The sequence below is a fragment of the Burkholderia sp. MSMB1078WGS genome (assembly GCF_001528895.1).
Taxonomy (GTDB): domain Bacteria; phylum Pseudomonadota; class Gammaproteobacteria; order Burkholderiales; family Burkholderiaceae; genus Burkholderia.
The window spans coordinates 63,931-84,047 of record NZ_LPDI01000050.1 but is presented as its reverse complement, the minus strand read 5'-3'; the positions used below and the strand labels follow the sequence as shown (position 1 = coordinate 84,047).

18 protein-coding genes and 4 tRNA genes are annotated in these 20,117 nt (G+C 65.5%); 2 read left to right on the top strand and 20 right to left on the bottom strand.

Features of this window, described 5'->3' with window-relative positions; all coding sequences use genetic code 11:
- Positions 1–4 precede the first annotated feature (4 nt).
- From WT24_RS15305 to gltX, 5 genes are all read right to left on the bottom strand, one after another.
- Positions 5–80: transfer RNA gene (locus tag WT24_RS15305), tRNA-Glu, on the bottom strand.
- A 63-nt stretch (positions 81–143) separates the two neighbouring features.
- A tRNA-Asp gene (locus tag WT24_RS15300) sits at positions 144–220 on the bottom strand.
- A 77-nt stretch (positions 221–297) separates the two neighbouring features.
- Positions 298–373, bottom strand: a tRNA-Glu gene (locus WT24_RS15295).
- 137 nt (positions 374–510) lie between these two features.
- Positions 511–586: transfer RNA gene (locus tag WT24_RS15290), tRNA-Ala, on the bottom strand.
- A gap of 127 nt (positions 587–713) precedes the next feature.
- Positions 714–2,123 carry a glutamate--tRNA ligase gene (gene gltX, locus WT24_RS15285; RefSeq protein WP_060034496.1) on the bottom strand — a complete coding sequence of 470 codons (1,410 nt, stop codon included), beginning with the start codon at positions 2,121–2,123 and terminating at the stop codon, positions 714–716.
- Positions 2,124–2,402: 279 nt separating this feature from the next.
- On the opposite strand from gltX, the gene WT24_RS15280 reads away from it, so the two are divergent.
- Positions 2,403–3,320, top strand: a complete 918-nt coding sequence (locus tag WT24_RS15280; RefSeq protein ID WP_059790538.1) for a patatin-like phospholipase family protein — start codon at positions 2,403–2,405, stop codon at positions 3,318–3,320.
- Positions 3,321–3,474: 154 nt separating this feature from the next.
- On the opposite strand, the gene WT24_RS15275 is transcribed toward WT24_RS15280, so the two are convergent.
- From WT24_RS15275 to WT24_RS15235, 10 genes are all read right to left on the bottom strand, one after another.
- Complete coding sequence (locus WT24_RS15275) at positions 3,475–4,149, bottom strand: C40 family peptidase (protein WP_059790537.1); 675 nt, start codon at positions 4,147–4,149, stop codon at positions 3,475–3,477.
- Between the two features lie 128 nt (positions 4,150–4,277).
- A complete protein-coding gene (locus WT24_RS15270; RefSeq protein WP_060034493.1) occupies positions 4,278–5,900 on the bottom strand; it encodes an ABC transporter ATP-binding protein in 1,623 nt (540 codons plus the stop codon).
- Positions 5,897–6,994: an ABC transporter permease gene (locus WT24_RS15265; RefSeq protein WP_059505839.1), complete on the bottom strand. Its 1,098-nt coding sequence runs from the start codon at positions 6,992–6,994 to the stop codon at positions 5,897–5,899. Before WT24_RS15265 ends, WT24_RS15270 begins: the two co-directional genes overlap by 4 nt.
- Positions 6,995–7,042: 48 nt before the next feature.
- A complete protein-coding gene (locus WT24_RS15260; protein WP_034207700.1) occupies positions 7,043–8,086 on the bottom strand; it encodes a microcin C ABC transporter permease YejB in 1,044 nt (347 codons plus the stop codon).
- Between the two features lie 52 nt (positions 8,087–8,138).
- On the bottom strand, positions 8,139–10,013 hold the full coding sequence (locus WT24_RS15255; protein ID WP_060034490.1) for an extracellular solute-binding protein: 1,875 nt from the start codon (positions 10,011–10,013) through the stop codon (positions 8,139–8,141).
- Positions 10,014–10,156: 143 nt separating this feature from the next.
- Complete coding sequence (locus tag WT24_RS15250; RefSeq protein ID WP_027808916.1) at positions 10,157–10,513, bottom strand: hypothetical protein; 357 nt, start codon at positions 10,511–10,513, stop codon at positions 10,157–10,159.
- Positions 10,514–10,578: 65 nt separating this feature from the next.
- The gene (locus WT24_RS34375; RefSeq protein WP_156441802.1) at positions 10,579–10,752 is read right to left on the bottom strand and encodes a hypothetical protein; all 174 of its coding nucleotides are present in this window, start codon (positions 10,750–10,752) and stop codon (positions 10,579–10,581) included.
- Positions 10,749–11,414 (bottom strand): response regulator transcription factor, encoded by a 666-nt coding sequence (locus tag WT24_RS15245; RefSeq protein WP_059790529.1) that lies wholly within the window; start codon positions 11,412–11,414, stop codon positions 10,749–10,751. Before WT24_RS15245 ends, WT24_RS34375 begins: the two co-directional genes overlap by 4 nt.
- A 19-nt stretch (positions 11,415–11,433) precedes the next feature.
- Complete coding sequence (locus tag WT24_RS15240) at positions 11,434–12,825, bottom strand: HAMP domain-containing sensor histidine kinase (protein WP_060034487.1); 1,392 nt, start codon at positions 12,823–12,825, stop codon at positions 11,434–11,436.
- Between the two features lie 11 nt (positions 12,826–12,836).
- Complete coding sequence (locus tag WT24_RS15235) at positions 12,837–13,511, bottom strand: response regulator transcription factor (protein WP_059505831.1); 675 nt, start codon at positions 13,509–13,511, stop codon at positions 12,837–12,839.
- Between the two features lie 218 nt (positions 13,512–13,729).
- On the opposite strand from WT24_RS15235, the gene WT24_RS15230 reads away from it, so the two are divergent.
- The gene (locus tag WT24_RS15230; RefSeq protein WP_059790524.1) at positions 13,730–14,029 is read left to right on the top strand and encodes a DUF4148 domain-containing protein; all 300 of its coding nucleotides are present in this window, start codon (positions 13,730–13,732) and stop codon (positions 14,027–14,029) included.
- A 111-nt stretch (positions 14,030–14,140) separates the two neighbouring features.
- Here the strand turns inward: WT24_RS15230 and cyoD are convergent, their stop codons facing one another.
- The 5 genes from cyoD to WT24_RS15200 all read right to left on the bottom strand — a co-directional run bounded on the left by cyoD (position 14,141) and on the right by WT24_RS15200 (position 19,787).
- Entirely contained in the window at positions 14,141–14,473 is a 333-nt protein-coding gene (gene cyoD, locus WT24_RS15225; RefSeq protein WP_034207706.1) for a cytochrome o ubiquinol oxidase subunit IV, read from the bottom strand.
- On the bottom strand, positions 14,474–15,082 hold the full coding sequence (cyoC, locus tag WT24_RS15220; protein ID WP_059505830.1) for a cytochrome o ubiquinol oxidase subunit III: 609 nt from the start codon (positions 15,080–15,082) through the stop codon (positions 14,474–14,476).
- A complete protein-coding gene (gene cyoB / locus WT24_RS15215; RefSeq protein ID WP_034207707.1) occupies positions 15,082–17,088 on the bottom strand; it encodes a cytochrome o ubiquinol oxidase subunit I in 2,007 nt (668 codons plus the stop codon). Before cyoB ends, cyoC begins: the two co-directional genes overlap by 1 nt.
- 3 nt (positions 17,089–17,091) lie before the next feature.
- Positions 17,092–17,979 carry a ubiquinol oxidase subunit II gene (gene cyoA / locus WT24_RS15210; protein WP_034207708.1) on the bottom strand — a complete coding sequence of 296 codons (888 nt, stop codon included), beginning with the start codon at positions 17,977–17,979 and terminating at the stop codon, positions 17,092–17,094.
- A 278-nt stretch (positions 17,980–18,257) separates the two neighbouring features.
- A complete protein-coding gene (locus tag WT24_RS15200) occupies positions 18,258–19,787 on the bottom strand; it encodes a NuoM family protein (protein ID WP_059505824.1) in 1,530 nt (509 codons plus the stop codon).
- Positions 19,788–20,117: the final 330 nt, after the last annotated feature.

Below are 20,117 nucleotides of genomic sequence, written 5' to 3'. Positions count from 1 at the left end.
AATCTGGCGTCCCCTAGGGGATTCGAACCCCTGTACTCACCGTGAAAGGGTGATGTCCTAGGCCTCTAGACGAAGGGGACTACGTACTGCTTACATCTTTAATACAAAAGCCCGCTCAAAAACGTCTTGAACGGGCTTCGTTCTGGCGGAGCGGACGGGACTCGAACCCGCGACCCCCGGCGTGACAGGCCGGTATTCTAACCGACTGAACTACCGCTCCAGCTTTCTTACCCAACCTGCAGGACGTCGGTTACGTTCCTGCAAGCCTGCGACACTTCTACGAAACGCCGCTGAATTTGGCGTCCCCTAGGGGATTCGAACCCCTGTACTCACCGTGAAAGGGTGATGTCCTAGGCCTCTAGACGAAGGGGACAAAATCTTTTCAGATTCGTCTGACTTTCGCTATTTACTTTCATTCAACAGCGAAGGCCGAAATTCTAACTGCTTTGAATCATTTTGTGAAGCATTTATTACTACCGCCGCTTCGCAAATCAATCCAGCTTGTTCTGTTGGTGGAGGTAAGCGGGATCGAACCGCTGACCTCTTGCATGCCATGCAAGCGCTCTCCCAGCTGAGCTATACCCCCTTGCAGAACAGAAATGAGATTATATGGACCGATTTCGAACTTGTAAATACCCTTTTTACGATTCGCGCGAAATTTTTTGCGAAGCGGTCCGCTCGCTCATGCGCGGACCGCTTCGCGCGCGCCAACGTCAGCCCAGCGCGGCCTCGATGCGCGACACCACGACGTCGCGACCGAACAGCACGAGCACCGCGTCGATCGACGGCGTGTGCGTCGTGCCCGCCACCAGCAGACGCACCGGCATCGCGAGCTGCGGCATCTTCAGCTTGTGCGCGGCGAGCGTCGCCTTCAACGCGGCGGACACCGCTTCCTTCGTCCAGTCGGCCGCCTTCAGCGCGGCGACGAGATCGGCCAGCGCCGGCCGCACCGCATCGGTCACGTGCTGCGCGAGCGCATCGGCGTCGGGCGCCGGCACGCGGTAGAACATCGTCGCGCCTTCCGCGATTTCCTTGACCGTCGTCGCACGATCCTTCATCAGGCCGACCACCGCGTCGAGCGCGGGGCCCGTCGCGATCGCCGCGTCGTCGATGCCGAGCGCGTCGAGGAACGGCTTCGCGAGTTCGGCGAGGCGTGCGTTGTCGGCTTCCTTGATGTAATGCGCGTTCAGCCAGCTCAGCTTGCTGTGGTCGTACTGCGCGGGCGACTTGCCGAGATGCTCGAGATCGAACCATTCGACGAACTGCTCGCGCGAGAAGATCTCGGCGTCGCCGTGCGACCAGCCGAGCCGCGCGAGATAGTTGACGACGGCCTCCGGCAGGAAGCCCGCGTCGCGGTACGCCATCACGCTCATCGCGCCATGCCGCTTGCTCATCTTCTCGCCCTGCTCGTTCAGCACGGTCGGCAAGTGCGCATAGACGGGCGGCTCGCCGCCGAGCGCATTCAGGATGTTGATCTGGCGCGGCGTGTTGTTCACGTGGTCGTCGCCACGGATCACGTGCGTGATGCCCATGTCCATGTCGTCCACCACCACGCAGAAGTTGTAGATCGGCGTGCCGTCCGGGCGCGCGATCACGAGGTCGTCGAGTTCCTCGTTCGAGATCTCGACACGCCCCTTCACAGCGTCGTCCCACACGACCGTGCCCGTCAGCGGATTGCGAAAGCGCAGCACCGGCTTCACGCCGGCCGGCGGCTCCGGCAGCACCTTGCCGGGCTCCGGACGCCATGTGCCGTCGTAGCGCGGCTTCAGGCCGGCTTCGCGCTGGCGTTCGCGCAGCGCGTCGAGTTCCTCGGCCGACATGTAGCACGGGTACGCGAGGCCCTTCTCGAGCATCTGCGCGAGCACTTCGCGATAGCGGTCCATCCGCTGCATCTGGTAGATCGGGCCTTCGTCGAAATCCAGCCCGAGCCATTGCATCCCCTCGAGGATCGCATCGACCGCTTCCTGCGACGAACGCTCGACGTCGGTATCCTCGATGCGCAGCACGAACGTGCCTTTCATCTTGCGGGCGAACGCCCACGGATAGAGTGCGGAGCGGATGTTGCCGAGGTGGATGAAGCCGGTGGGACTCGGCGCGAAGCGGGTACGGACAGGACGGGTCATAAACGGTAACTCGAACGCCTGGGGCGCATGAATGATTCGACGCGGGACGACGACGGCTGCCCCGACAGCAACGGAGCCGGCGACGCCCGGAACGGGAAAGAAGCCGGAATTATACCCGTGCCGGACATCGCGCCAAGCGCACCGCTTGCTTTATGATGTGCGCGCCGCGGCCGCCAGCCGGCCCGGCGCCGGCCGCACGGAACCCGCTGCGCGGCCGCTCGCAACCTATCGCCGCCGCGGGCCGTGTAACCCGCCGCCAAGCCGCCGGAGAACCATTCGATGTCGTCCCCTCGCCTGTCGCGCCGCCACTTCACGATCGCGTGCGCGTCCGCCAGCCTCGCCGCCTGCACGTCCTTCGGCGACAAGTCCCGCCCCGGCACGGCCCTGCCGCAGGAGAAACCCGTCAAGATCGGCATCGCGCTCGGCGGCGGCGCCGCGCGCGGCTTCTCGCACATCGGCGTGCTGAAGGCGCTCGAGGCGCGCGGCATTCCGGTCGAAATCGTCGCCGGGACGAGCGCGGGCTCGGTGGTCGGCGCACTCTACGCGTCCGGCATGAGCGCGCTGCAGATCAACAAGATCGCGCTCGACATGGACCAGGCGTCGATCAGCGACTGGGCGCTGCCGTTTCGCTCGCGCGGCCTGCTGCAAGGCGTCGCGCTGCAGAACTTCCTGAACAAGACGCTCAACAACCGGCCGATCGAGAAGATGGCGAAGCCGCTCGGCATCGTCGCGACGGACCTGCAAAGCGGCCAGCCGATCCTGTTCCAGCAAGGCAATACCGGGCTCGCGGTACGTGCATCGTGCAGCGTGCCGTCGGTGTTCGAGCCGGTGAAGATCGGCAATCGCGAATATGTGGACGGCGGCCTGGTGAGCCCGGTGCCGGCGTCGTTCGCACGCAAGATGGGGGCGAGCTTCGTGATCGCGGTCGACATCTCGGCCCGGCCGGACGGCGCGGCGACCAACAACCCGATCGAGATGCTGCTGCAGACCTTCACGATCATGGGCCAGACGATCAAGACCTACGAGCTCGACAAGTATGCGGACGTCGTGATTCGCCCGAACCTCGCGGCGATGGGCGGCAGCGACTTCAACCAGCGCAACGCGGCGATCCTCGCGGGCGAGGAAGCGGTCGCGCGCATCATGCCGGAACTGCAACGCAAGCTCGCGGCGGCGCGTGGCGTGGCCGCCGCCGCGTAAGCCGCAACATGCGGGAAGCGGCGGCACACACCGCTTCCCGATAGCCGGCGCAACGACTTGCGCCACGACGTCCGCGCCGGCCCCAAAAACAAAAAACCCTGCCGCCTTTCGGTGACAGGGTTTTTTATTGTCCGGCCCGACTACCCGGCAAACGTCAGTTGTTGCCGTTCGCCGAATCGTCGCCGATCGTCGCGCGCACGCGCTGACGCAGGTCTTCGGGCTTCATCGGGAATTCCGATTCGATCCGGCGCGCGCCGGTGAAACGCTTTTCCCAGTAGCCGCTGTCGAGATCGTCGACGCGGACGGTGCTGCCCGTCGACGGCGAATGCACGAACTTGTTGTCGCCGATATAGATGCCGACGTGCGAGAACGTGCGGCGCATCGTGTTGAAGAACACGAGATCGCCCGGCTTCAGGTTGCTCATGCTCACCTTCTCGCCGACGCGGCTCATTTCTTCCGCGCGACGCGGCAGCGACATGCCGAGCGTGTCCTGGAACACGTAGCGCACGAAACCGCTGCAGTCGAGGCCCGAATCCGGCGAGTTGCCGCCCCAGCGATACCGCACGCCGATCATGTTCAGCGCGCCGACCACCACGTCGCCCGCCTTGCCTGCCATGCCGGCAAGGAACGACTTCGCGCCGCCGCTCGACGGCTGTGCGCTGGCCTGCTGGAGGGAGGCACCCGACCCGAACTGAGTCGAATTGGTGGCATTCTGGTTAAAACTGCTGACTTCGTCGGCGAACGCGCCGGGAGCTGCTGCGAACAGGGCGCCGATGAATAGCCCGGCGATGGTGCGCGCGCATGCCTGGGTCAGGGATCGATGCTGCATTGGTCGATGGAATATGCTTAAAAATCAGCTGATTGGCGGAAAATTTCGGTCGATACTAGCCAGCGCGTAATCGTTTGTCAAAACAAATTAATAAATACAATCGAGATGGTCAGACCATTGGACGCCTATCACGCTTTCCAGACCGCTTTCAACAGCTTTTGTGTGTAAGGATGTGACGGTCTGGTGAAGATCTCGGACACCTCCCCCGACTCCACGACGGCGCCGTCCTGCATCACCGCGACGCGGTGCGCCATCGCGCCGATCACCTCCAGGTCGTGGCTGATGAACACATAGCCGAGATTGTATTTCTGTTGCAAATTCGCGAGCAGCTTCAGCACCTGCTGCTGGATCGACACGTCGAGCGCCGACGTCGGCTCGTCGAGGATCAGGATGCGCGGCTCCAGCACGAGCGCGCGCGCGATCGCGATCCGCTGGCGCTGGCCGCCCGAGAATTCGTGCGGATAACGGTGCAGCACCGTACGGTCGAGGCCGACTTCGCGCAGCACCGCGAGCGACTTCGCGCGGCGTGCGTCGGGCGTCATGTCCGGACGATGCAGCGCGAGCCCCTCGCCGACGATCCGCTCGATCGTGTGACGCGGCGAAAGCGAACTGAACGGATCCTGAAAGACCACCTGCATGTTCGAGCGCAGCGCGGCCTGTTCGCGGCCGCGATAGGTCGACAGCGCGCGCCCCTGGAATTCGATCTCGCCGCCGGCCGTTTTCTGCAGCCCGAGCAGCGCCATCGCGAGCGTCGATTTCCCCGATCCCGATTCGCCGACGATGCCGAGCGTTTCGCCCTGCCGCACCGACACCGACACGTCCGCGACGGCCGTCACCGGCACCGTGCCGAACCAGCCCGCGAAGCCCGGCCGCTTGCGCGCGAACCGTACGCTCACGTGGCGCGCGTCGAGCACGACGGGCGCGATCGGCATCACCGGCGTGACCGCGCGTTGCGGCCGACTGTTCAGCAGCCGCTGCGTATACGGATGCTCGGGCGCCGCGAAGATCCGCTCGACGGGCCCGCTCTCGACGAGCCGGCCGCGCTCCATCACCGCGACGCGCTGCGCGAAGTGCCGCACGAGATTCAGGTCGTGCGTGATCAGCAGGATCGACATCCCGCGTTTTTCCGCTTCGTCGCGCTGCAACTCCAGCAGCAGGTCGACGATCTGCGCGCGGATCGTCACGTCGAGCGCGGTGGTCGGCTCGTCGGCCAGCAGCAGGCGCGGTCGGCACGCGAGCGCCATCGCGATCATCGCGCGCTGCCGCTGGCCGCCCGACAACTGATGCGGGTAGCTGTCGACGCGCTTCTCGGGCTCCGCGATGCCGGTGCGCGCGAGCAACGCGATCGCGCGCTTGCGGGCCTCCACCGCCGATACGCCGTCGTGCAGCACGATCGTCTCCCCGATCTGCACGCCGATCGTATACAGCGGGTTGAACGCCGTCATCGGCTCCTGGAAGATCATCGCGATGTCCGAACCGCGCAGCCCGCGCATCTCGCGCTCGCTCTTGCTTGCCAGATCCTGCCCCGCGAAGCGGATCGCACCGCCGACTTCGGCATCGCGCAGCAACCGCAGGATCGACAACGCGGTCACGCTCTTGCCCGACCCCGACTCGCCGACGAGCGCGACCCGCTCGCCGCGCCCGATCGCGAGCGTCACGTCGTCGACGGCCACCGTGTCGCCGAAGCGCACGTGCAGATGCTCGAGCGACAGCAGCGGTTCGCCCGCGTTCGATACGACCGCATCGCTCATCGCTGGCCTCCCGCGGCGCGCATCGAGTCGGCGATCCGCGTGTCGAGCGCGTTGCGCAGTGCATCGCCCATGAAGGTCAGCAGCAGCAGCGTCGCGACCAGCACGCCGAACGTCGACAGCGAGATCCACCACGCGTCGAGGTTGCCCTTGCCCTGCGCGAGCAGCTCGCCGAGGCTCGGCGTCGGCGGCGGCACGCCGAGCCCGAGGAAGTCGAGGCTCGTCAGCGCGAGGATCGAGCCGCTCATCCGGAACGGCAGGAACGTGATCACCGGCGTGAGACTGTTCGGCAGCACGTGGCGCCAGATGATCTGCCCGTTCGTGAGCCCCATCGCGCGGGCCGCGCGCACGTAGTCCTGCGTGCGGTTGCGCAGGAATTCCGCGCGCACGTAATCGGCGAGGCCGATCCAGCCGAACAGCGACAGCAGCACGATCAGCAGCAGGAAGCTCGGCTCGAAAATCGACGCGAAGATGATCAGCAGGTACAGCTCGGGCAGCGAGCTCCAGATCTCGATCAGCCGCTGCCCGACGATGTCGATGCGCCCGCCGAAGAAGCCTTGCACGGCGCCCGCGGCGATGCCGAGCAGCGTGCCGATCACGGTCAGGATCAACCCGAATTCGACCGACACGCGGAACCCGTACACGAGCCGCGCGAGCAGATCGCGGCCCTGCGCATCGGTGCCGAGCCAGTTCTCGCGCGACGGCGGCGCCGGGTTCGGCACGGTCGAGAAGTAGTTCAGCGTGTCGTAGTAGTAGCGATTCGGCGGGTAGACGACGAAGTTGCCGGGCGCCTCGAGCCGCTTGCGTACATACGGATCGAGATAGTCGGCCGGCGTCGGGAAATCGCCGCCGAAGGTCGTCTCCGGGTACGCATGGAACATCGGGAAATAGGTCTGGCCGTCGTAGCGCACGACGAGCGGCTTGTCGTTCGACCACAGCGGCGCCGCGAGACTCGCGGCAAAGGCCACGACGAAGATCACGAAGCTCCAGTAGCCGAGGCGCTGCTGCCTGAAGCGCTGCCACACGCGACGGGCGGGCGACGGCGACACGCGCGCCCGCGCGGCGTCGATGCGGGAAGAAGCGACGGCCCGGTTCATCGCGCACCTCGCCCGCCGGCGCCGGGCATGCGAATGGCTCGTTTCATGTCAGCGCTCCAGGTTGTCGAATTGAATGCGCGGATCGACCCACACATAGCAAAGATCGGAAACCAGCTTGGTCGCAAGCCCGATCAGCGTGAACAGGTACAGCGTGCCGAGCACGACCGGGTAGTCGCGCCGCACGACCGACTCGTACGACAGCAGCCCGAGGCCGTCGAGCGAGAACAGCGTCTCGATCAGCAGGCTGCCCGTGAAGAACGCACCGATGAACGCGGCCGGGAAGCCGACGATCAGCGGCAGCATCGCATTGCGGAACACGTGCTTCCACAGCACGCTGCGCTCGGAGAGCCCCTTCGCGCGCGCGGTCAGCACGTATTGCCGGCGGATCTGGTCGAGGAACGCGTTCTTCGTGAGCATCGTGACGACCGCGAAGCTGCCGACGACCGACGCGGTGATCGGCAGCGCGATGTGCCACAGGTAGTCGAGCACCTTGCCGACGAGCGACAGTTGCGCGAAGTTGTCCGACGTGAGGCCGCGCAGCGGAAAGAGCTGCCAGAACGAGCCGCCGCCGAACAGCACGAGCAGCAGCACGCCGAGCACGAAGCCCGGGATCGCATAGCCGACGAGCACGACGAGGCTCGTCGCGACGTCGAACGGCGAACCGTTGCGCACCGCCTTCGCGATGCCGAGCGGCACCGAGATCAGGTACGTGAGGAAGAACGTCCACAGCCCGATGCTGATCGACACGGGCAGCTTCTGCACGACCAGCGACCACACGCTCTGGTGGCGAAAATAGCTGTCGCCGAGATCGAAGCGCGCGAAGCGCTTCAGCATCAACCAATAGCGTTCGAGCGGCGGCTTGTCGAAACCGTACAGCGCCTTGAGCTGCGCGAGCTGCTGCGCGTCGACGCCGGTGTGCGCGCGCATCCCGAACGGCGTCGCGCCCTGTTCCGTCGCGCCCTTGCGCAACTCCTGCACGGCCTGCTCGACCGGGCCGCCCGGCACGAACTGGATCACCGCGAACGTGAGCGTCAGCACGCCGACGAGCGTCGGGATCATCAGCAGCAGGCGTTTGAGGATGTAGCTCCACATAGGGCGTCGACTCGTGATCGGGTGGCGGGGTTGGACGAAGGGCCGGCGCGGGTCAGTGATCGGGCTTCGCCCACCAGGTCGACACGACCCAGCCCTCGGCCGAATAGTACAGCGGCAGCGTCTGCGGATAGGCCAGTGTGCGCTTGTACGCGATGCGGTGCGTCGTGCTGTACCACTGCGGGACCGCGTAGTAGCCGTGCATCAGCACACGGTCGAGCGCGTGCGTCGCGTCGAGCAGTTCCTCGCGCGTCTGCGCGGTGCCGAGCGCATGCAGCAATGCGTCGACGGCCGGCGATTTCAGCCCGATGAAGTTGTCGGAGCCCGGCTCGTCGGCGAACTTGCTCGCGTAACGCGAGTATTGCTCGGCGCCCGGCACCTGCACGCCCGGCAGTCGGATCGTCGTCATGTCGTAGTCGAACGCATCGAGGCGCTTTTGCAGCAGCGCGTAATCGGCCGTGCGAAAGCGCACGTCGATGCCGAGCTTCGCGAGGTTGCGCCGGTAGGCGGTCACGACGCCTTCCATCGCGCCGCCCGCATCGTCGAGGATCTCGAACGCGAACGGCTCGCCCTTCGCATTGCGCAGCGCGCCGTCGCGGTAGGTCCAGCCGGCCTGTTCGAGCAGTGCGCGCGCCTTCAGCAGGTTCGCGCGCAGCGAGCCTGGCGGATTCGTGTCCGGCTGCGTGACCATCGGGCCGAACACGGCCGGATCGAGCTGCGCGCGCAGCGGCTCCAGCAGCTTCAGCTCGCCGGCGCCCGGCGTACCGGTCGCCTGCAGGTCGGTGTCGGCGAAATAGCTGTCGAGGCGCGTGTATGCGCTGTAGAACAACTGGCGGTTCAGCCATTCGAAGTCGAACGCGAGATCGAGCGCCTGGCGCACGCGCACGTCGCGAAACAGCGGCCGGCGCAGGTTCATGAAGAAGCCCTGCATGCCGGCGCCGTTATGTTGGCGGAATTCGCGCTTGACGAGTTCGCCGCTGTCGAAGCGCTTGCCGACGTCGCGCCGCGTCCAGTTGCGCGCGACGTACTCGACGAGCACGTCGTATTCGCCGGCCTTGAACGCCTCGAGCCGCGCGACGCCGTCGCCGTACAGCTTGTAGACGATCCGCTCGAAGTTGTTGGTGCCGATCCGTACCGGCAGATCGGCGCCCCAGTACGCGGGATTGCGCCGGTAGGTGATCGTGCGGCCGTTGTCGTAGCGCTCGATCAGGTACGGGCCGCTGCCGATCGGCTGCTCGAACGCGAGCTGGTCGAACGGGACGCGCAAGCCGTCCGCACGCAATCCCCACTTGCGCGAGAACACGGGCACGCCGCCGGCGATCAGCGGCAACTCGCGATTCGCGCTACGGAACTCGAACCGCACGGTCGCCGGATCGACGACGACGGCCTTCGCGATCTCCGCGAAATACGCGCCGAACTGCGGTGCGGCCTGCTTGCTCTTCAGCGTGTCGAACGAAAACTTGACGTCGTCGGCCGTGACGCGATCGCCGTTCGAGAAGCGCGCGCGCGGATTCAGGTGAAACGTGACCGAGCGGCGGTCCGGCGCGACGTCGATGTCGTCGGCCAGCAGCCCGTATGCGGACGCCGGTTCGTCGGAGCTGCCGGTCGCGAGGCTCTCGAACAGCATGTCGATTCCGGGTGCGGAGTTGCCGCGCATCGTGAACGGATTGAACTTGTCGAACGACGTCATCCGGTTCGGATTCGCGAGCACGAGCGTGCCGCCCTTCGGTGCGTCGGGGTTCACGTAGTCGAAATGCTTGAAGCCCGGCGGATACTTCGGCTCGCCGTACTGCGCAATGGCGTAGGCCGCGTGCGCGGACGGCGCGGCGAGCGCCGCGTGCAACGCCAGCACCGCGGCCGCGCGGCCGGCGGCCCGCAGCGCGCCGACGCAGGCGCGCGCGGCGGCGGTCCGGGGCGAACCCTTCGTCATAGAGGCCCTGTCGTCGAATGAGGGTAGTAACGTGGAGCGATTCTACCCATTCAATCCGTCGAGCCAAAAGAAAACCGCCACACGGGCGGTTTCCTCGCGAACAACTGTCGCGCACGCGGCACGCATGCGCGACCGGTCGTCGATCAGCGCCAGCCGTTGTGGCGGCCGTGATCCCAGTGGCCGCGATCGCCGCCCCAGCCGCGCCCATGGTGACGATACCACTCGTCGCGGCCCCAGTAGCGGCGGCCGTCCCAGTAGCGGTCGCCGTGCCAGCCGATCACGATCGCCGGCGCCGGCGCGTACACGGGCGCCGGTGCATAGACAGGCGCCGGCTGATAGACGACCGGCGGAGGCGGCGGCGCATACACGGGCGCGGGCGCGACGTAGACCGGTGCCGGCACGCCGACGTTGATCCCGACATTGACTCCCGCCATTGCTGCGCCCGACACGAGCAAGGCCGTCATACCGGTCAGGAGCGAGGCAACACGCAAAGTCTTCATGGATTCCTCTTCTGGTTGTGTCATGTGTGATTCGACTATAACGGCAAGCGCCGTCCCCGCATATTTCAAGTTTGTAAGAACTGATGCGCGGCATCGCAACGGGAAGCCGGCGCTAACGTCTTGTAACAATCGACGCCGATTTGGCCGCCGAGCCCGCGCGCATCGAGTCGAGGTCGCTCCGCAGCTTCGGGGTAGTCAAGATCTTCTTCCAGCCCGGCGGCGATATCCGCAGCCGTCATCCGCCCGTGTCGAACCGGAAGCCGAATCGCGCAACCGTTTCGATCCGCGCGGAAAACGCATGCGCGGCCAGCTTGCGCCGCAACCGGACGACCAGCGCATTGACCGTTTCGGGTTCGATGTCGGCATCGCCCCACGCGTAACGCAGCACGGCGTCGCGCCCGACCGGCCGCCCTGCTTCGCGCAGCAGGCATTCGATCACGCGAAATTCCCGTGCGCTGAGCGCGAGCCGCCGGCCACGCTCGTCGAGTGCGCGCGTCGCCGTGTCGAGCCGGATCGATTCACGCATCGCGACGATGCCCGCGCGGCGCCACAGCGCGTGCAACCGCTCGTGCAATTCGACGAACGAGCACGGATGGGCGAGGCATACGTCGCAGCCGGCCTTGAGGATCTGCGCACGCTCGGCGGACGTCGTGCCGGCGACGATCGCGGCAATCGTCGCGCTGCCGGCCGACGCGGCGAGCGGCGGCAATCCGTCGAGAATCGCCGGCACGGCGGCACCGTCGGTCGCAACGATCACGATCGCGTCGAACCGCTCCTGCGTCGCCGCGAAACAGCCGTCGCGCCAGTCGCCGATGCGCTCGACGCCGTGCATGCTCTCTCGAAACGCCTTGTCGAGCCGCAACGCGTCCGGCGTCGGCGGCGCAATCAGCAGGATGCGCATGGATCGGCCCCCTCCCGCGTCACGCGAGCGAACGCGGCCAGCATTCGACCGTGATCGCCGCACCGGCCGGCTGGGCATCGCCGATCCGCAACGCGAAACCGTGCACGCGCATCACCGCCGACACGATGCTCAACCCGAGCCCCGAGCCGTTCACATGGCGCGTGCGCTCGCCGCGATAGAAGCGTTCGAGCACCGCGTTGCGCTCGCCGGGCGCAATGCCGGGCCCGGTGTCCTCGAACCGGACGAGCGGGCCATGCGGTGTCGTCTGGAGCACGACGCGCACGCGGCCGCCCGGCGGCGTGAACTTGATCGCGTTGTCCGCGAGATTGCTGAACGCCTCGAACAGCAGCGCACGATCGCCATGGATGCCGTCGACCGCGGCCGCATCGAGCTCGAACGACACGTCGACGGCCTCGGCCAACGGCTCGTAAAGCTCGCACACGTCGCACAGCAACGCCGCGACGTCGACCGCGGCAAAACCGCCGCGCCGGCTCAGCGTCCCGATCTCGGAGATGCGCAGCATCGCGCGAAAACGTTCGAGCAGGCGGTCGGTTTCGTCGCGCGCCGACGCCAGCAGCGCCGCCGACGCGGGATCGTGTGCGCAGAACGGCTGGTCGGCAAGCCGCGCCAGCATCGTATGCACGCGTGCGAGCGGCGTGCGCAGGTCGTGCGCGATCCCGTCGCAGGTATGCCGCACCTCGCCCATCAGCCGCTCGACTTCGTCGAGCATGTGATTCACGAGATGCGCGAGCAGATCGAGTTCGTCGTAGCGGCCGACCGGCAGCCGCTTGCCGAGATCGCCTTCGGCGATCTGTCGCGTGACGCGCCGGATCGCGGCGACACGGCGCATCTGCCGCATGCCGAGCATGCTGCCGCCCGCGATGCCCGCGATCAGGATCATCACGCCGCCGACCACGAGCCCACGGATCGCGACGTCGCGGATCTGGATGAAGTGCGACAGGTCGCGCGCAACGACCAACGTCATCCCGTTGTCGCGGCGCACGGCCATCGCGCGCGCGATCGGCGCCGATTGGCCGTCGAGCAGCGCGAGCGTGCGGTCCAGCGTACGGCCGTGGCGATCCGTGCGCAGCGTGGGCGGCGTCGCGATGTCGCCGGCCACGCGGCGCCCGTTCGCATCGAACAGCCCGTAGAAATTCGTATGCATGTGCTCGTGCTCGAGCCGCCGATGGATCGCAAGCGGCAGCGCGGCATCGGGAATCGAATCGAAATAGATCAGTTGCCACGCGAGCACCTCGTCGGTATCGCGTGTCATCGTGTGCGTCGCGGCCACGCTGATCACGCCCGCGAGCAGCAGCAGCGACACCGAAAAGATCGCCGCGTACGCGCACAGCCAGCGAAACGTCGTCGTATGCCAGCGGCGCGTGAAGTTCGCCGCGCGGGCTGCGTCCATTCGCGCCTCCGTCAAGCGAGCATGTAGCCCGACCCGCGCACCGTCTGAATCATCGGGTCCGCGCCGGGCGGGTCGATCTTCTTGCGCAACCGGCCCATGTGAACGTCGATCAGATTGGTGCCGGGATCGAAGTGATAGCCCCACACGGCCTCGAACAGCATCGTGCGCGTGATCGTCTGGCCCGCGTTGCGCATCATGAATTCGAGCACGCGGAACTCGGTCGGCAGCAGCGGAATCTCGTCGGCGCCGCGGCGCGCGCAGCGCGAAATGAGGTCGAGCTCGAGCGCGCCGACCTTCAGCAGCGTCTGCTGCGGCACGCCCGATGCCTGCCGGCGACGCAGCAGCACTTCGATGCGCGCGCTCAGTTCGCCGGAATCGAACGGCTTCGTCAGGTAATCGTCGCCGCCCGCGCGCAATCCACGGATGCGCTCGTCGACGTCGCCCAGCGCGCTCAGCATCAGCACCGGCGTATCGATGCCGACCGTGCGCATCGCGGTCACGATCGCGAGGCCGTCCGCGCCCGGCAGCATCCGGTCGAGCGTGATCGCGTCGTACGACGCGCTCATCGCACGCATCATCCCTTCGCGGCCGTTGTCGATCCAGTCGACCTCGAACCCGCGTGCGGTCAGTTCGCCGACGATTTCGTTCGCGGTCACCGCATCGTCCTCGACCGTCAGTACTCGCATGGTTGCCCTCGCCATCAATTTCAAGACGGGCGCGCACGATGCGCCCGCCACTATCGTAAGCGCTGCGGTCGCCGTGCGACGTCAGATGAAAATAGCTTCATCCTGCATCGCACCGCGCGCGCATGAAACATGTTTCATCCGTGCGTCGGCCGCCCTGCGGCAGGGTCCGCCTACGCTGACCTCATGCGGCATCGGGCCGCGAAACCAGGAGCCATCGGATGAAACTGTCGACCACCGTCGCCTGCATGCTGCTCGCATGCGCCAGCACCGCCGCGTTCGCGGGGCCGCACCTCACTCCGCAGGAATGCAACGCGTACCCGTTCGTGCACACAGGTCGCGGCGTCACGCGTGCGGACCTCGTGCGTGAGCTGACCGAGCTCGAACAGGTCGGCTACGATCCCGCCCATGCGAGCCCGTACTACCCCGACGATCTCGACGGCGCGAAGCATCGGCTCGCCGCCGAGTACCGCGCCGACTGCACGCATGCGCTGACGGCCGACGCGGGCGCGCGGCACTGACTGCACCGTCCGGCGCAACGCAACAGCCGGAAAAACAAAAAGGCGGCACGTGCGTGCCGCCTTTGTTTCGCGAATCCGCACGGATATGGATCCGCCGCGCCACGCTGCCGCTCAACGCGACATCATGTTCATGCTGACGTTGTGCATCACCCAAAGCGTGCCGACGATCAGGATCGCCGCGGTCAGCACCGTATAGCTGAACGCCATCACGTTCCAGCGCTGGCCCGACGAGCCGTTCATGTGCAGGAAGTACACGAGGTGCACGACGATCTGCACGAACGCGAGCACGGCCAGCCCGACCAGCGACGCATGCGGCGACAGCACGCCGCCCATCACGAGGCCGAACGACGCGGCCGTGAGCAGCACCGACAGGATGAAACCGGCGACGTAGCCGCCGACACTGCCGTGCCCTTCTTCGAGTTGAGACGAATGCGAATGGGCCATTTAGATCACGCTCGCGAGATAGACAAAGGAAAACACGCAGATCCACACGATGTCGAGGAAGTGCCAGAACAGGCTCAGGCACGTCAGGCGTCGCAGGTCGCGATCGGTCAGGTCGCCGCCGCGCGATACGATCTGCGCGGCCAGCACGATCATCCACAAGAGGCCGGCCGTCACGTGCAGCCCGTGCGTGCCGACCAGCGTGAAGAACGCCGACAGAAACGCGCTGCGCTGCGGGCCCGCGCCCTCCGCGATCAGGTGCGAAAACTCGCGCAGTTCCATCGCGAGAAACGCCGCGCCGAGCACGAACGTCACCGCGAGCCACGCGAGCAGCGCACCGCGCCGCTGCTTGTACGCCGCCAGCATCGCGAAACCGTACGTGATGCTCGACAGCAGCAGCGCGGCGGTTTCGACCGCCACACCCGGAATGTCGAACAGCTCTTTCGCGGTCTGCCCGCCCGCGTACTGGTGGCCGAGCACCGCGAACGTCGCGAACAGCGCCGCGAAGATCACGCAGTCGGTCATCAGGTACAGCCAGAAACCGAACACCGAATGCGACGGCGGATGGTCGTCGTGCTCGAGCAGGGTTGCGCTCAAGGTTTTCTGCAACATCAGTTGGCCTCCAGTTCCACGTCGTCGACGCGCGCAGCCGGGCGCTTCGTCGGCTGCTTGTCTTCGGTCTTGCGCACCGTCGACGCAGGGATGTAATAGCCGTCGTTATCGCGCGAGCTGTAGATCACGAGCGTCGCGACGATCCCGACGAGCCCGCCGATCGCCATCCACCAGATGTGCCATACCAGCGCGAAGCCGAGCACCAGGCTGAAGATCGCGATCACGAGGCCCGCACAGGTATTCGACGGCATGTGGATGTCGCGAATCGCCGCCGGGTTCGGCCGACCTTCACCGCGCGCCTTCATGTCCGCATACGCGTCGAGCGTGCGCACCTGCGGGATCACCGCGAAGTTGTAGTCGGCCGGCGGCGACGAAGTCGCCCACTCCAGCGTACGGCCGCCCCACGGGTCGCCCGTCGTGTCGCGGTACTCGGGCAGATGGCGGTTGCGGATGCTGACCACCAGTTGCAGCAGCTGGCACGCGATGCCGATCGCGATCAGCACGGCGCCGAACGCGGCAACCAGCAGCCACGGATGCCACGCCGGATTGTCGTAGTGGTTCAGGCGGCGCGTCATGCCCATGAAGCCGAGTACGTAGAGCGGCACGAACGCGACGTAGAAGCCGACCTGCCAGAACCAGAAGGCGGCCTTGCCGAGCTTCTCGTTCAACTTGAAGCCGAACGCCTTCGGGAACCAGTAGTTGAAGCCCGCGAGATAGCCGAACAACACACCGCCGATGATCACGTTGTGGAAGTGCGCGATCAGGAACAGACTGTTGTGCAGCACGAAGTCCGCGCCGGGAATCGCCATCATCACGCCGGTCATGCCGCCGAGCGTAAACGTGACCATGAAGCCGATCGTCCACAGCACGGGCGTCGTGAATTCGATCCGGCCGCGGTACATCGTGAACAGCCAGTTGAACACCTTCACGCCGGTCGGAATCGCGATGATCATCGTCATGATCCCGAAGAACGCATTCACGTTCGCGCCCGAGCCCATCGTGAAGAAGTGATGCAGCCACACGAGGAACGACAGCACCATGATCGCGCAGGTCGCGTACACCATCGTCTTGTAGCCGAACAGCGGCTTCTTCGCGAACGTCGCGATGACTTCCGAGAAGATCCCGAACGCCGGCAGGATCAGGATGTATACCTCCGGATGACCCCATGCCCAGATCAGGTTCAGATACAGCATCGCGTTGCCGCCGGCGTCGTTCGTGAAGAAGTGCATGCCGAGGTACCGATCGAGGCCGAGCAGCGCGAGCGTCGCGGTCAGGATCGGGAACGACGCCATGATCAGCACGTTCGTGCAGAGCGCCGTCCACGTGAACACCGGCATCTTCATCAGCGTCATGCCGGGCGCGCGCATCTTGATGATCGTCACGAAGAAATTCACGCCGGTCAGCAGCGTGCCGACGCCGGAGATCTGCAGCGCCCACAGGTAATAGTCGACCCCTACCCCCGGACTGAACTGCAGCTCCGACAGCGGCGGGTACGCGAGCCAGCCCGTCTGCGCGAACTCGCCGATCACGAGCGACACGTTGATCAGGATCGCGCTGACCGCCGTCATCCAGAACGACAGCGAGTTGATGAACGGGAACGCGACGTCGCGCGCACCGATCTGCAGCGGCACGACCAGGTTCATCAGGCCGACCATGAACACCATCGCCATGAAGAAGATCATGATCACGCCGTGTGCCGTGAAGATCTGATCATAGTGGTGCGGCGGCAGGTAGCCGGGCGCGTTGTACGCGAGCGCGAGCTGCATGCGCATCATGATCGCGTCGGCGAAGCCGCGCAGCAGCATGATCAGCGCGACGATGATGTACATCACGCCGAGTCTCTTGTGGTCGACCGTGGTCAGCCATTCCGTCCACAGCCATTTCCACCGGCCGGTGATCGTCAGCGCGGCGAGAATGCCCAGCACGACCAGCCCCATGAAGGCGCCGGCCCCCATGATGATGGGCTGATCGAACGGGATCGCCGAAAGTGTGAGTTTGCCGAACATGCGTTACCCCTTCGTGCCGCAGGCGGCGTCCTTCAGGTCGAGGACGTGGCCATCGTTGTATTTCGCGATGATGTTGTGGAAGAGCCGCGGGTCGACCGACGAGAAATAGCGCACCGGCGCCTTCTCGCTCGGCTGCGCGACGCCGCCGTACATCGTCGCGTCGAGCCGGTCCGGCGACGCCTTCACCTTCTGCACCCACGCATCGAACTGCTCGCGCGGCTCGGCGAGCGTGCGGAACTTCATGTCGGAAAAACCGCGGCCGCTGAAGTTGGCGGACGTGCCCGCGTAGTTGCCGGGCTCGTCGGCGATCAGGTGAAGGCGCGTCTGCATGCCGGCCATCGCGTAGACCTGGCCGCCGAGCTGCGGGATGAAGAACGAATTCATCACCGAATCCGACGTGATGCGGAAGTTCACCGGCGTGCCGACCGGAATCGCGAGCTGGTTCACCGACGCGATGCCGAGTTCCGGATAGATGAACAGCCACTTCCAGTCGAGCGCGACCACCTCGACGTCGATCGGCTTCACCGCCGATTCGAGCGGCTTGTACGGATCGAGCTCGTGCGTGGTCTTCCACGTGAGCACGCCGAGGAACAGGATGATCAGCGTCGGCACCGTCCAGATCACGACCTCGATCGCGGTCGAGTGCGACCAGTTCGGCGCGTAGGTGGCACTGCGATTGGACGCGCGATAACGCCACGCGAACCACAGCGTGAGCAGGATCACCGGCACGACGACGATCAGCATCGCCCACGTCGAGGTGGCGATCAGCGCCTTTTCGGCGGCGCCGACGCTTCCTTTCGGATTTAGTACATCTAAATTACAACCTGACAGGCTCAACGCCGCGCCGCTTGACATCAGCGCCGTCCAGCCCCTTGAAACGCTTCTTTTCATCACACCGCCCGAGGGTCATTGAATCCGTTTGCGTATGCCCGATGCGCATTCGATTCACGAAATTGGCCGAATCATACGTCGCGCGGGTGCGATGAAAAACCGGTGCATGCGGCAAATCATCATTGCAAAATCTGCCGTGAGTCACATTGTCGCGGGGCAATTTCACGCAGCCGGGAGCGAGCCCGGCACGCCCCGTGCCGGGCCTCGATCGATGCGTGCGCAACGATGCTCGCCGCGCGATGCGGCCCGCTCGAGCGGCGCGGCTCGGTGCGCCGCGATCAGTCGTGCGTCGATGCCATGTACGACGGCAGCGCCTGCGCGGGGCCGTCCCCTGCCGGCACTTTCGAACGGCTCGCTTCCTGGATCAGCTTGCCGACGGTCGGATCGATCGCATCGGTGAAGGGCTTCGGATCGATGCCGACTGCCAGCACGATCAGTGCGAGCGACGCGAACATCACGATCTCGCGACGATTCAAGTCGGCGAGCTTCGCGATCCGCTGGCTCGATACCTTGCCGAAAACCACGCGCTTGAGCATCCATAGCGTGTACGACGCGCTGAGGATCAGCGTGAGCGCCGCGATCGCGCCGATCCAGAAGTTGAAGCGGATCGCGCCCATGATCACCATGAACTCGCCGACGAACCCCGACGTGCCCGGCAGGCCGACGTTGGCCATCGCGAACAGCAGCGTGAAGGTCGCGAAACGCGGCATCACGCCCGCCACGCCGCCATACGCCGCGATCTCACGCTGCCGGGTGCGATCCACGAGCACGTTCACGCACAACAGCATCGCGCCCGCCACGAAGCCGTACGACACGAGCTGCACGATCGCGCCTTCGACGCCGATCCGGTTGAACAGAAACAGCCCGAGCGTGACGATCCCCATGTGCGCGACCGTCGAATACGCGAGCAGCTTGCCGAGATCGGTCTGCGCGAGTGCGATCAGGCTCGCATAGACGATCGCGAACAGCGACAGCGCGATCACGGCCGGCGCGAAGAAGTGGCTCGCGTCGGGCGTGATCGGCAGCGCGAAGCGCAGGAATCCGTAACCGCCGAGCTTGAGCATCGCGAGCATCAGCGCGGCGCCGGTCGGACCGTCCGTGTACACGTCGCTCAGCCACGTGTGGACCGGCCACATCGGCACCTTGACCGCGAACGCGGCGAAGAAACCGAGGAACACCAGCAACTGCGGCGCGAAGCCGAGCTGCAGCGTGCGCCACACGGCCATGTCGAACGTATGCGACTGCGCGTACAGGTACAGCATCGCCATCAGCAGCAACAGCGAGCCGGCGAACGAGATGAAGAAGAACTTCACGGCCGCATACACGCGGCGCTCGCGCCCCCACGTGCCGATCAGCAGATACAGCGGGATCAGCGTCGCCTCGAAGAAGATGAAGAACAGGAGTCCGTCCTGCGCGACGAACACGCCGACCATCAGCCCCGACAGGATCAGGAACGACGCGTAGTACTGCGCGACGCGCACCGTGACCGACTCCCACGACGCCACCACCACCACGAGCGTCGTGAACGCAGTCAGCACGACGAGCCACAGCGATGCGCCGTCGATGCCGACCCGCCATCCGGCATTGAACGCCGCCAGCCAGTCGCGTCTTTCGACGAACTGCATCGTCGCCGAATGCGCGTCGAAGCCGGCAATCAGCGGGACGACGGCCGCAAGCCCGGCAATCGCGCCGACCAGCGCGATCAGTCGTATCCGGTGTGAATGCCGGTCGGAACCGGCGCGCAGCAATCCCGCGCCGAACAGTATCGGAACCCAGATGGCCAGGCTCAGGAAGGGAAAATCATGCATGTCAACAAGGCCTTGAGGAGGTCGCGCGTTGCATCGGGGACAGGCGCGACGAAAGGAACGAAATCAAATCGACAGGTAGATTTCGTGAATCGCCAATGTTGGCTAAATGTAAAGCGGCATCGCTGGAAAACTTGATGTCACTCAAACGCGATCGGGTTAACCAGCATAAGACGATTGATTATTTTCTGCAGCGCAGCAGAGCGTTATTTTTGGGTGCCGGCGTAGTTCTCTGATTTTTATGAGTAATTTTTCGTATTGCTCGATGCGCTACGCGACGCATATCGACGCGGCGCCGCATTTTTGACGTCAACCGATCATTTCAAAGGGTTG

Excerpts from the sequence above, each read along its gene's own strand:
- WT24_RS15250 (WP_027808916.1), bottom strand. The coding sequence starts at position 10,513 with ATGAAGACTTTGCGTGTTGCCTCGCTCCTGACCGGTATGACGGCCTTG.
- WT24_RS15265 (WP_059505839.1), bottom strand. The coding sequence starts at position 6,994 with ATGAACCGGGCCGTCGCTTCTTCCCGCATCGACGCCGCGCGGGCGCGC.
- WT24_RS15260 (WP_034207700.1), bottom strand. The coding sequence starts at position 8,086 with ATGTGGAGCTACATCCTCAAACGCCTGCTGCTGATGATCCCGACGCTC.
- cyoC (WP_059505830.1), bottom strand. The coding sequence starts at position 15,082 with ATGTTGCAGAAAACCTTGAGCGCAACCCTGCTCGAGCACGACGACCAT.
- WT24_RS34375 (WP_156441802.1), bottom strand. The coding sequence starts at position 10,752 with ATGACGGCTGCGGATATCGCCGCCGGGCTGGAAGAAGATCTTGACTAC.
- WT24_RS15240 (WP_060034487.1), bottom strand. The coding sequence starts at position 12,825 with ATGGACGCAGCCCGCGCGGCGAACTTCACGCGCCGCTGGCATACGACG.
- cyoA (WP_034207708.1), bottom strand. The coding sequence starts at position 17,979 with ATGAAAAGAAGCGTTTCAAGGGGCTGGACGGCGCTGATGTCAAGCGGC.
- gltX (WP_060034496.1), bottom strand. The coding sequence starts at position 2,123 with ATGACCCGTCCTGTCCGTACCCGCTTCGCGCCGAGTCCCACCGGCTTC.
- WT24_RS15255 (WP_060034490.1), bottom strand. The coding sequence starts at position 10,013 with ATGACGAAGGGTTCGCCCCGGACCGCCGCCGCGCGCGCCTGCGTCGGC.
- WT24_RS15245 (WP_059790529.1), bottom strand. The coding sequence starts at position 11,414 with ATGCGCATCCTGCTGATTGCGCCGCCGACGCCGGACGCGTTGCGGCTC.
- WT24_RS15235 (WP_059505831.1), bottom strand. The coding sequence starts at position 13,511 with ATGCGAGTACTGACGGTCGAGGACGATGCGGTGACCGCGAACGAAATC.
- WT24_RS15280 (WP_059790538.1), top strand. The coding sequence starts at position 2,403 with ATGTCGTCCCCTCGCCTGTCGCGCCGCCACTTCACGATCGCGTGCGCG.
- WT24_RS15275 (WP_059790537.1), bottom strand. The coding sequence starts at position 4,149 with ATGCAGCATCGATCCCTGACCCAGGCATGCGCGCGCACCATCGCCGGG.
- cyoD (WP_034207706.1), bottom strand. The coding sequence starts at position 14,473 with ATGGCCCATTCGCATTCGTCTCAACTCGAAGAAGGGCACGGCAGTGTC.
- cyoB (WP_034207707.1), bottom strand. The coding sequence starts at position 17,088 with ATGTTCGGCAAACTCACACTTTCGGCGATCCCGTTCGATCAGCCCATC.
- WT24_RS15270 (WP_060034493.1), bottom strand. The coding sequence starts at position 5,900 with ATGAGCGATGCGGTCGTATCGAACGCGGGCGAACCGCTGCTGTCGCTC.
- WT24_RS15230 (WP_059790524.1), top strand. The coding sequence starts at position 13,730 with ATGAAACTGTCGACCACCGTCGCCTGCATGCTGCTCGCATGCGCCAGC.
- WT24_RS15200 (WP_059505824.1), bottom strand. The coding sequence starts at position 19,787 with ATGCATGATTTTCCCTTCCTGAGCCTGGCCATCTGGGTTCCGATACTG.